This is a genomic window from Paenarthrobacter sp. 22069, assembly GCF_052046035.1.
Taxonomy (GTDB): domain Bacteria; phylum Actinomycetota; class Actinomycetes; order Actinomycetales; family Micrococcaceae; genus Arthrobacter.
On sequence record NZ_JBQEQF010000008.1, the window covers coordinates 114,151 to 124,763 of the forward strand.

The window sequence follows — 10,613 nt, forward strand, 5'->3', positions numbered from 1 at the left end:
GCCGGGCCGGCGTAACGGACATCACGCCGCTCCGATTTGGCCTGCGGTTCACCTCCCGGTAAAGTAGTTCTTGCGACGCGGGGTGGAGCAGTTCGGTAGCTCGCTGGGCTCATAACCCAGAGGTCACAGGTTCAAATCCTGTCCCCGCAACTGAGGAAAGGCCCGGACATTGGAAACAATGTCCGGGTCTTTTGCTTTGCCCGGCAGCGGCCAGCCATGCCGCCAGTGGCCCGCCACGGGTTGGTCAGAGGAGCCGGGAAAATAGGGTAGTCTTGATCAAGCGACGCGGGGTGGAGCAGTTCGGTAGCTCGCTGGGCTCATAACCCAGAGGTCACAGGTTCAAATCCTGTCCCCGCAACTTATGAAGGCCCCGATCGGCAGTTACGCCGGTCGGGGTTTTGTTTTTCCTTGGATGCAGGGTGTTCCTAGTATTCTCTTTCGAAGGGTCCGCGATGTGCGGTGAACCCCCGTCATTCCTGAGAGGTACGTTGTCCCATGGCCACACCCACGAAAAAGCCCGCCGCCGCGACGGGTAAGCGGTCACGGCTCTACTGGGTGGTTCCCGCCGTCCTCGTGGCCGTGGTCCTGGTGGTCCTGGTTGCAAAGCTGCTCATGGGGCTGCCGGCCGTGGCATCGTTTGTTGCCGACTACCCGGGACAATCCGAACTGCCGGGCAACGCTCCCGTGGGATTCCCCGCCTGGCTGGCCTGGCAGCACTTCCTGAACGCCTTCTTCCTGCTCCTGATCATCCGCACGGGATGGCAGGTGCGCACCACCACAAAGCCCAGCGGACATTGGACCAGGAACAACAAAGGCCTGATCAAGACCAAGAATCCGCCTACGAAGATTACCCTTGAACTCTGGTTCCACCTGACCCTTGACGCCCTCTGGATCCTCAACGGGATCGTCTTCGCGGTCCTGATCCTTGCGAGTGGACAGTGGATGCGCATTGTCCCCACCAGCTGGGACATCTTCCCCAACGCACTGTCGGCCGCTCTGCAGTACGCCTCGCTGGACTGGCCCACCGAGGATGGCTGGATCAACTACAACGCGCTGCAGCTCCTGGCATACTTCGTCACCGTCTTCATCGCTGCCCCGCTTGCCTTCATCACGGGACTGCGGATGTCCTCCGCCTGGCCAAAGAAGGCAGCAGGACTGAACAAGGCGTACCCGATCGAATGGGCCCGCGCCGTCCACTTCCCGGTGATGATCTACTTCGTGGCCTTCATCGTGGTCCATGTCTTCCTGGTGCTCACGACCGGGGCGCTGCGGAACCTCAACCACATGTACGGGGTCCGGGACGACGAAGGGTGGTTCGGCTTCTGGGTGTTCCTGGCCTCCGTGGCAGTCATGGTGGCGGCCTGGTTCCTTGCCCGCCCGATCTTCCTGCGGCCCATTGCGTCCCTGATGGGCAAGGTCAGCCGCTGACGGAACGGGCGCTGGCGGCTTTCGGGCAGGCGGGGGAGCTCAGGCTTCCTTGACCTTCCGGTAAGCCTCCAAGGCCCATTCGCGCGACGCAGGCAGGTCTACGAGTGGCCTGGGGTAGCCATCCGTCGTGGCGTCCCAGGGCTCATGGATTTCCTTGCCCTGGAGGCCCCTGAGCTCCGGAACAAAGGCCTTCAGGTAACTGCCGCCGGAGTCGAACTTCCTGCTCTGGGTTACCGGATTGAAGATCCGGTAATACGGTGAGGCGTCCGCCCCGGATCCTGCCACCCACTGCCAGTTCGCCGGGTTGTTGGCGGCGTCTGCGTCCACCAACGTGTCCCAGAACCATTCTTCCCCGACCCGCCAGTCGGTCAGCAGGTTCTTCACCAGGAATGAAGCCGCTGCCATCCGTACCCTGTTGTTCATCCAGCCTGTTTGCCACAACTGGCGCATCCCGGCATCCACCAGCGGGTAGCCGGTGTTCCCCTGCTGCCACGCCGCCAGTTCCGTCCGGCTTGGCGAGGCCCAGGGGAAGCTATCGAAGGCGGGCCGGAAGTTGCGGGTGGCCAAATCCGGGTTGTGGTACAGGAGGTGCCAATTGAACTCGCGCCAGCCTAGCTCGGACTGGAAGGTACCGACGTCGGCGGGAATCCTTTGGGGGTGTCGGCGCCGTATCTCGCGCCACACCCGGAACGGACTGACCTCGCCAAAGCGCAGGTGCGGTGACAGCCTGCTGGTTCCTTCCGTGCCCGGCAGGTTCCTGCCGGTGCCGTATTCCTCGATGGGCCCGTCCAGGAAGTCCTCAAGGCGGTGGACAGCGCCGCGTTCCCCTGGTTCCCAGGCTTCGGCCAGGCCGCCGCTCCAGTCGGGGCTGCCCGGCAGCAGGTTCCAGGAGGCAAGCGTTTCGCTGCCGGGCAGGCTGCTCCCCGAACGTGCAGGTTCGGGCAGGTCCGTTGGGGCGTCCAGCGGGTCCCGGATGTCATGGGAGGCCAGGCAGGCCCGCCAGAAGGGGGAGTAAACCTTGTAGGGGCCACCCGCCCCGGTGCGGATGGTCCAGGGCTCAAACAGGAGGTTTGCCTGGAAGCTGGAGGCCTGGATCCCGTTTTCGCCGGCCCAGTCCTTGATGCGGGCGTCTATGGTCCGCTCGGGCTGGGCATACCGGCGGTTCCAGAAGACGTGGCTGGCGTTGGTCTGGTGGGCAAGCTTCCTAACGGCCTCGTCGGCAGGCCCCCGTCGGAGCACGAGCCGTGAGCCCTTGCTTTCGAGGTCCGTTGACAGCGCGGCCAGGGAATGGTGTAGCCACCAGCGGGCAGCGCCGCCGAGCGGCCGCACGCCGGCCGACTCCTCGTCCAGGATGTACACCACGGTCAGTGGCTCCCCCCGGTGCGCGGCCTCGGCAAGGGCCGGGTTGTCATCCAGCCGCAAATCATCGCGCATCCAGACCAGGGATGTTGCATCGGAAGACGTCATGGCACCACGCTACACACTGTGGAAACGGCAATGGCCGGGACCACGGTCCCGGCCATTGCCGTTTCGTCTTTGGGGTCGCGATGACCCTTAGAGTTTGTCGAAGTCGGCTTCTTCCACGGTTGACTCTGCGCCTGTGGGGCTGCCCGTGCCAAGGGCGGGCTTCGAGTTTCCAGCCTTCAGGGCTGCCAGCCGGGCCTCGATTTCCGTCTGTTCGCCCAGGTCCTCCAGCTGATTGAACTGGGCATCCAGGCTGGATGCTGCCAGTTCCTGCTGGCCGCGGACCTTGGCCTCTTCGCGGCGGATCTTTTCCTCGAAGCGGCCCACTTCGCTTGTGGGGTCCATGATGTCGATGCTCTTGATGGCGTCGTGCACCTGGGTCTGTGCCGCTGCCGTCTTGGACCTGGCGACCAGTTCGTTCCGCTTGCTGGTCAGCTGGTTGAGCTTGTTCTTCATCTGCTCCAGGCCGGATTTGAGCTTGTCGACCACTTCACGCTGGGACGCAATGCTGGGCTCGGCGCCCTTGGCTTCGTTTTCGGCAGCCATCTGGCGCTGCAACGCCACCTTTGCCAGGTTGTCGAACTTCTCGGCGTCGGCTACGTCGCCGGCCGCACGGAACTCATCAGCCTTACGGGAAGCGGCAAGAGCCTTGTTCCCCCAGTCGCGGGCATTCTTGACGTCTTCGTTGTAGTCGTCTTCCAGCATCCGGAGGTTGCCGATGGTCTGTGCAACGGCGGATTCCGCTTCGGCGATGTTGTTGGTGTAGTCGCGGACCATCTGGTCCAGCATCTTCTGCGGATCCTCCGCGTTGTCCAGCAAGGAGTTGATGTTCGCCTTTGCCAGCTGCGCGATCCGGCCGAAAATGGACTGCTTAACCATGGTGTTTGCCTTTCGTCCTGCTCTGTGTTGACCACTGGAACCGCTGCACAGTGGTGTACTGCGTCTGTCCGCCCGCCGGGATCTGCCGGCGTCCGGCGGAAGTCTTTAGAAACTGCCGGAGTCTCCGCCGCCGAAATCCCCGCCGCCGAAGCCGCCGTCCCCGCCGCCAAAGCCTCCGCCACCGTCGCCCCAGCCGCCTCCGCCGCCCCAGCCCCCGTGACCGCCGTTGAGGATCGAGTTGATCAGGATGCCGCCGAGGATGGCTCCGCCAAGGCCGCCGCCCCCGCCGCCGCCAAACATGCCGCCCCGGCCGAAACCTTGGTTGGCGTACCCGTCGAAGTGGTCCACGTCGGCCTGTGCCAGCTGTGCGGCCTGTGCCGCCAGGGCATGGGCCTGCTGCGCATAGGTGAGCGCGGTGACAGGATCGGTGCGGGCAATCGACAGGGCGTAGTCGAGGTTGCGCTGGGACTCGGCCAGGCGGGTTCGTGCTTCTGTGCCAACGCCGCCGCGGCGGGCGGTGATGTAGTCGGAGGTGGCACTTATCTGGGCCTGTGCCGACATGATGGTTTGCTGCAGGGACGCCTGCGCACGCCGGGCCTGCTCCTGCTGGTCGCGGATCCCGGTCAAAGCCTGGTCCAGTGACTGGTGGGCTGTTTCGACCCGTTGCAGCGTGGCGATGGGGTCGATCTTTCCGCCCTGGATCTCGGACTTGACCTGCGCCAGGGCGGCCTCCACCGCAGCGACCGGTCCCGCCAGCTCGGCGTGTGTCCCCGACTGGATCATGGCCTTGGCCTGGGCCAGGTCCTGCGACGTGTCCACCACTGCCGTCTCCACGCCGGCGCGGGCTTCGTCCAGGTTGGCCGCCACCTTGGAGATAGCGTCAAGGAGGACGTTGGTCTGGTGCAGGCTTTCCTCAGCGGCACGCACGGCAACGGCGGCAAGGCTTGCCTCACCCTCACCAAGCTTCTGTTGGGCTGTCTGGGAAGCGTTCTGCACAAAAGCCAGCCGTTCCTTGGCCTGGACGATGTTGTCTGAGACCTGGCTAAGAGCGCTGTCTGCATACTTGGAGCGCATTCCGGCCAGTGACTGTTCGGCGCTGGCAATTTTGGTATCGGCCTCGCGCGCCCCGGCGTTGACCGCCGCAAGGGCCTGCGGAGCGTTCTTCTCCAACTCACGGAGGGAGTCGAAGTCCGCCTTCTGCTCCTGGAGGGACGCCAGTGCGGCCTCGGACCGGCGGATGATCTCGCCGAGCCAGGTGCGCTGCTGCTCTTCTGTATCCGGGATGTGGTCGTCCAGTTGCTGCTGGAGCTTGAAGGACTCCGTCATGTGGGCCTTCGCTTCGGCCAGTGCCTTGGTGAAATTCCCGACGGCGGCGTCACCGTACTGTGCCTGCGCGAAACCAAGTTCCTGCTCGCTGGATTTAATGGCGTCATCCGCCTCGATGAGCAGGGAACCGCTCTTCCGGCGGAGTTCCTCGACGCTGAGCGAGGCCAGCGGGTCCAGTTCGGCGCCCTGGGGGCCGTAGCTTCCACTGGAAGCGGCCTGGCCTGCAGCAGCCTTCTTCCGCCGGTTCCGGTAGTACAGGTAAGCACCGCCGCCGGCCACCACCACGCCGGCACCAACCAGGATTCCGGCCCCGGCTCCGTCGCCGGAAGACACGTTGCCGCTTCCGCCGCCGCCGGCGTCTCCGACCGCGGAAGCTGTGTCGATGGCGGCCTGGGCAAAGTCACGCTTGCCGGCACCGAGGTTGGCGGCAATAGCGTTTTGGCTGATGGTGCTGGTCTTTGACGCAATCGAGCTCGTTGAATTCGGCGCGAAGTAATAGTGTCCGTCGTCGGACATCGTCAAAATGACGTCTGCCTTGCCCATCACCTTCTTGGTGGCAACGGCTTGCGCCCACTGCTTGGGGTCAGTGGGGTTGGTGAATGTCTTCACCGTTACCACGTACAGGTTGTACTTGTGGTCCTTCAACAGCTTCTGGATGGCATCCTGGACTTCGCCCTTCCGGCTGCCCAACACGTTTGCGTTGTCAACAATGTTGGTCCCGGAGGGAATGGTGACCGGGTCTTCGGCCCAGGCCGCGCCGGCGGGTACCGCCAGCAGCCCGGCAAGGCCGATCACGGCGAGGATACGTTTGAACTTTAACCGCATGTGCAACCCTTCAGCACGCCTGACACCGATTCGGGACGAATCAGTCGTCGAATCCAGCAGCGCCCCCACGCTTGGTGTGAAGCCGCAGGTCGCTGTGGCAATTCATCTTGATTCTATGGTGCACCCCACAGGCCGTCCACGGCGCCGAATATGCCCCCAGCGAAACGGTCCGCCCGGGGGAGCAGCGTCCTCGAAGCGTTCAGCAAGCTCTCAGCAAACATCCGAGCTTGTTCCAGCAGGACGGGTCATAGTTAAAGGCAGACGAGGATGAAAGGAAGTCCCATGACTGAGAATCAAAGCCCAGGACCGGTCCCGGAGGACAACCACGCGGGCAGCCGGAACCCCTGGCAGCAGCAGGACCCGCAGCAGCCCGGAGACCGTCAGGGGGCAACTCAGTTTGGGAACGGCGGCCGCGGCCCGGAACATGGACGTGATGGCTCTGCAGGCGACCAGCCACACAACCCCACCGAACGGCTGGACCGGCCGCAGCCCCATGACCAGGACCACACCCAGGAACTGCCGGGTGCTCCGCGTCCCGTGTACCCGCAGCGCCAGCCGTTCTACGGCCAGTCCGGGTACTACGGCCAGCAGCACCAGAACGGCCAGCCGATGCACGGCGGTACCGCCCATGGCACCCCCAATGGCAGCGTCGGCCTGGCCCCGAACCCGAAGGATGCCCCGCGCCGAAAGGCAAGCTTCGGCGTCGGCACCCTGGTGGCGAGCATTTTGGCAGCAGGCCTGGTGGGCGGCGGAGTGGCAACCGTTGGCGCCGGAGAATTGTTCGGGAACAACGGGTCCAGCGCGTCTACCGTGGGCAGCAACAGCCAGCCGGGCACGGTGATCGTCAACAACAAGGACGACGTCAATTCCATCACCGCGGCGGCCGTGAAGGCTTCGCCGAGCGTCGTGACCATCAGTGCCACGAGCGGCAGCTCCGGTGGTACGGGGTCAGGCATTGTCCTGGACGACCAGGGACACATCCTGACCAACACCCACGTGGTGACCCTCGACGGCCAGACCGCAAACGCCACCCTTGAAATCCGCACCAGCGACGGAAAGGTCCTGCCCGCAAAGCTGGTTGGCACCGACCCGTTGTCCGACCTCGCGGTCATCAAGGTGGACGACACCTCGAGCCTCACCCCTGCCACCCTTGGTGACTCCTCCAAGCTCAACGTCGGGGATACCGCCATCGCCATCGGGTCCCCTCTGGGCCTTACCGGTACGGTCACCGACGGCATAGTCTCCACCCTGAACAGGACCATCAGCGTGGCATCCTCCGCCGCGCCGCAGGGTGGCGACAACAGCCAGGGCGGTGACCAGGGCTTCCAGTTCGCCCCTCCGGGCGGCGGACAGAGCCAGCAGAACACCGGCGAGGGATCCATCGCCATCAACGTGATCCAGACGGATGCGGCCATCAACCCGGGCAACTCCGGGGGCGCCCTGGTGAACACCAAGGGAGAGATCATCGGCGTGAACGTTGCGATCGCTTCCGCCGGTTCCGGGACCTCGAGTTCGCAAAGCGGCAACATCGGCGTCGGCTTCAGTATCCCCATCAACAACGCCAAGCGGGTGGCCCAGGAACTGATCAACGGCGGCAAGGCCTCGCATGGCCAGCTGGGCGTCAGTGTCAAGGCCAAGGCCTCGTCGGCGGCCTCCTCCGAGTTCTCGGTGGGCGCCGACGTGGCGACCGTGGACCCCAACTCTGCTGCCGGCAAGGCCGGAATCAAGGTTGGTGACGTCATCACCAAGTTCAACGACCTCACCATCGGCGAACCCAACCAGTTGACCGCTGCCGTCCGTGAACAGCCTGCAGGCTCCACCGTCAAGATCGCGGTGCAGCGTGGCGGCAAGGAGCAGACCTTCGACGTCACGCTGGGTGCCGCTGCCAGCTGACACCACCGAACCCACACCCTGCAGCGCCGACGACGGCGGTGTCCCCACCCCAGGGGGCGCCGCCGTCGTCGTCGTTCTGGCGGGTGGCTGAAACAGGCGTTAACGGAAGAGGGCGCGGGGGCTCGCCGATATGGTTAGCTAGGAGCTACCCGCCTGCCGGGCATTCCGCGGCCATGCCCACCCGGCTGGCTGTCCACAAGCATGGAAGGCTGCTGTAAACACAGTGGAAGAGACATTGAAGATCGTAGTCCTGGTCAAACATGTACCGGACGCCCAGTTCGACCGTCACCTCAACGGTGAAGGCCATACCACGGACCGCGACGAGAGCATTCTGTCCGAGCTTGACGAATACGCCCTGGAGGCTGCCCTCCAGCTGGCCGAGGCACGGGGCGGAAGCAAGGCGGGCAACCAGGTCATCGCCCTCAGCATGGGTCCCGCCGGCGCCGTGAACGCGGTCAAGAAGTCGCTGCAAATGGGCGCCACCGAGGGAGTCCACCTGAGCGACGGCGCCCTGGCCGGTTCGGACGCCGCGGCCACCTCCCTGGCCCTCGCGGCAGCCGTTCGGCACCTGGGGAATGTGGACCTCGTCATCACCGGCATGGCGTCCACGGATGGTGAAACCTCGCTTATCCCGGCGCAGCTCGCGGAGCGGCTGGGGCTGCCGCAGGTGACCTTCGCTTCCACCCTGCAGGTGGACGGCGGCCGGCTGACGGCGCGCCGCGACGCGGATACCTACTCGGAAACAGTGGAGGCTCCACTGCCCGCCATCGTGTCCGTCACGGACCAGATCAACGAGCCGCGGTACCCCAACTTCAAGGGCATCATCGCGGCCAAGCGCAAGAGCATCACCACCCTGTCCCTGGCCGACATCGGCGTGGACCCTTCCGACGTGGGCCTCGCGGGTTCCTGGACCACAGTTACCAGCGCGGAACAGCGGCCGCCCAGGACTGCAGGCACCATCATCACCGACGAAGGCGACGCCGGCATCAAGCTGGTTGACTTCCTGGCCGCCCAGAAGCTGCTCTAAGAGGGACACCGACATGGCAAAAGTACTCGTATTCATCGACAACCCCGGCGCATCACTGAAGAAGAGCAGCCTGGAGCTGCTGACCTTGGCGCGTTCCCTGGGCGAGAGCACCGTGGCCCTCAACGGAGACCTGTCCGACGCCGTCGCAGCCACCTTCGCCGAGTACGGCGTGGGCAACATCCTGCGTCCGTCGGGCCAGGACCTGGATGATTTTTTGGTGGCACCCAAGGCCGCCTACCTCGCCGCCGCGGCGGAAACCATCGGCGCGGGCGTCGTCCTGCTGGACAACTCACCGGAGGGCAAGGAAATCGCAGCGCGGCTGGGCGTCCGGTTGAATGCCGGCGTCATCACCGATGTGGTCGCGGTGGATGCGGACGGCACGGCGCACAAGTCCGTCCTGGCCGGCTCCTACAACACGTCCTGCAAGGCCACCACCCCGGTTTCCGTACTGACCCTCAAGGCCAACAATGTCACTCCGGAACCTGCTCCGGCACCCAGCAGCCCCGCGACCGGGACCGTAGAGGTCCCCGTGGTGGCTGCGGCGGCACGCGTCACCGCGCGGGAACAGAAGGTGGCCAGCGGCCGCCCGGACCTGACCGATGCCCGGATCGTCGTAGCCGGCGGCCGTGGGATGGACGGCGACTTTGGTCCCGTCGAAGAACTGGCCGATGCCCTCGGTGCGGCTGTGGGCGCGTCCCGCGCCGCCACGGACGCGGGATGGATCAGCCACGACGCGCAGGTGGGGCAGACCGGCAAGACGGTCTCGCCGCAGCTGTACATCTCCGCAGGCATCTCCGGCGCCATCCAGCAGAAAGCCGGAATGCAGACGTCCAAGGTCATTGTCGCCATTAATAAGGACGCTGAGTCCCCGGTGTTCGAGATCGCCGATTTCGGCATTGTCGGTGACGTCTTCGAGGTCCTGCCGCAGGCCACGGCCGAAATCAAGAAGCGAAAAGGCTGACTCCTTGACAGACTCCCTCCCGAAGGCACAGAGCCCGTTCAACCCGGAAACGCACCGGGTTGGGCGGGTGCTCTGTTTCGCGGCCCACCCCGACGATATCGATTTTGGTGCAGCGGGAACCGTCGCCGCCTGGACTGCGGCCGGCGTCGAAGTCAGCTACTGCATCATGACGGACGGCGACGCGGGCGGCTTCGACCCGGCGCACCGTGCGGACATCATCGCCATGCGGGACGCCGAGCAGCGCCGCGCCGCTGAACTCGTGGGCGTCAGCGACATCCACTACCTCCACCAGCGTGATGGGTACCTGGAGCCATCGCACGAGGTGATGCGGGACGTGGTGCGCCTGATCCGGAAGATCAGGCCCGACGTCGTCCTTGCCATGCATCCGGAACGGAACTGGCAGCGGATCCAAAAAAGCCACCCCGACCACCTGGCTGTGGGGGAAGCGGTGACGCGGGCGGTCTACCCGGCGCTGGAAAATCCCTTCGCCTACCCGGAACTGGCTGAGGCAGGGCTGGAAGCCTACAAGCTGCCGTGGCTCTGGCTGTATGCGGGGCCGGAGGAACGGGAAAACCACTTCGTGGACGTCACGGGGCACGTGGACGCCAAACTCGACGCCATCCACGTGCACGTCAGCCAGCATCCTGATGTTGCCGCCATGGAAGCCACCGTCCGCCATGGGATGCAGGTCAACGCCGCCCGGGCGGGCCTGCCCGAGGGCAGCAGCGCGGAAGCCTTCCACGTGGTGGCGGTCAACGGACCCGGCACCATCGCAGGTTTCTAGCTCAACACCGTTCCACGGCAAAGGCG

General features: G+C 65.1%; 8 protein-coding genes and 2 tRNA genes. 7 read left to right on the top strand and 3 right to left on the bottom strand.

The window, feature by feature from the left end; genetic code table 11:
- Nucleotides 1–76: 76 nt before the first annotated feature.
- From ACTJK0_RS08545 to ACTJK0_RS08555, 3 genes are all read left to right on the top strand, one after another.
- Nucleotides 77–150, top strand: a tRNA-Met gene (locus ACTJK0_RS08545).
- Nucleotides 151–284: 134 nt separating this feature from the next.
- Nucleotides 285–358 (top strand) — tRNA-Met (locus ACTJK0_RS08550).
- A 137-nt stretch (nucleotides 359–495) separates the two neighbouring features.
- Entirely contained in the window at nucleotides 496–1,428 is a 933-nt protein-coding gene (locus ACTJK0_RS08555; protein ID WP_440744891.1) for a cytochrome b/b6 domain-containing protein, read from the top strand.
- A gap of 39 nt (nucleotides 1,429–1,467) precedes the next feature.
- On the opposite strand, the gene ACTJK0_RS08560 is transcribed toward ACTJK0_RS08555, so the two are convergent.
- The 3 genes from ACTJK0_RS08560 to ACTJK0_RS08570 form a co-directional block, all read right to left on the bottom strand.
- Nucleotides 1,468–2,895, bottom strand: a complete 1,428-nt coding sequence (locus ACTJK0_RS08560; RefSeq protein ID WP_440744892.1) for a cryptochrome/photolyase family protein — start codon at nucleotides 2,893–2,895, stop codon at nucleotides 1,468–1,470.
- An 87-nt stretch (nucleotides 2,896–2,982) separates the two neighbouring features.
- Nucleotides 2,983–3,771, bottom strand: a complete 789-nt coding sequence (locus tag ACTJK0_RS08565) for a PspA/IM30 family protein (protein WP_440744893.1) — start codon at nucleotides 3,769–3,771, stop codon at nucleotides 2,983–2,985.
- 105 nt (nucleotides 3,772–3,876) lie between these two features.
- Nucleotides 3,877–5,922: a TPM domain-containing protein gene (locus tag ACTJK0_RS08570; RefSeq protein ID WP_440744894.1), complete on the bottom strand. Its 2,046-nt coding sequence runs from the start codon at nucleotides 5,920–5,922 to the stop codon at nucleotides 3,877–3,879.
- Between the two features lie 282 nt (nucleotides 5,923–6,204).
- Here ACTJK0_RS08570 and ACTJK0_RS08575 point away from each other — a divergent pair, with 282 nt between their 5' ends.
- The 4 genes from ACTJK0_RS08575 (at nucleotide 6,205) to ACTJK0_RS08590 (ending at nucleotide 10,587) form a co-directional block, all read left to right on the top strand.
- Entirely contained in the window at nucleotides 6,205–7,815 is a 1,611-nt protein-coding gene (locus ACTJK0_RS08575; protein ID WP_440744895.1) for a trypsin-like peptidase domain-containing protein, read from the top strand.
- 235 nt (nucleotides 7,816–8,050) lie between these two features.
- Nucleotides 8,051–8,842: an electron transfer flavoprotein subunit beta/FixA family protein gene (locus ACTJK0_RS08580; RefSeq protein WP_440744896.1), complete on the top strand. Its 792-nt coding sequence runs from the start codon at nucleotides 8,051–8,053 to the stop codon at nucleotides 8,840–8,842.
- A gap of 13 nt (nucleotides 8,843–8,855) precedes the next feature.
- Nucleotides 8,856–9,803 carry an electron transfer flavoprotein subunit alpha/FixB family protein gene (locus ACTJK0_RS08585; protein ID WP_440744897.1) on the top strand — a complete coding sequence of 316 codons (948 nt, stop codon included), beginning with the start codon at nucleotides 8,856–8,858 and terminating at the stop codon, nucleotides 9,801–9,803.
- 4 nt (nucleotides 9,804–9,807) lie between these two features.
- Nucleotides 9,808–10,587, top strand: a complete 780-nt coding sequence (locus ACTJK0_RS08590) for a PIG-L deacetylase family protein (RefSeq protein WP_440744898.1) — start codon at nucleotides 9,808–9,810, stop codon at nucleotides 10,585–10,587.
- Nucleotides 10,588–10,613 lie beyond the last annotated feature (26 nt).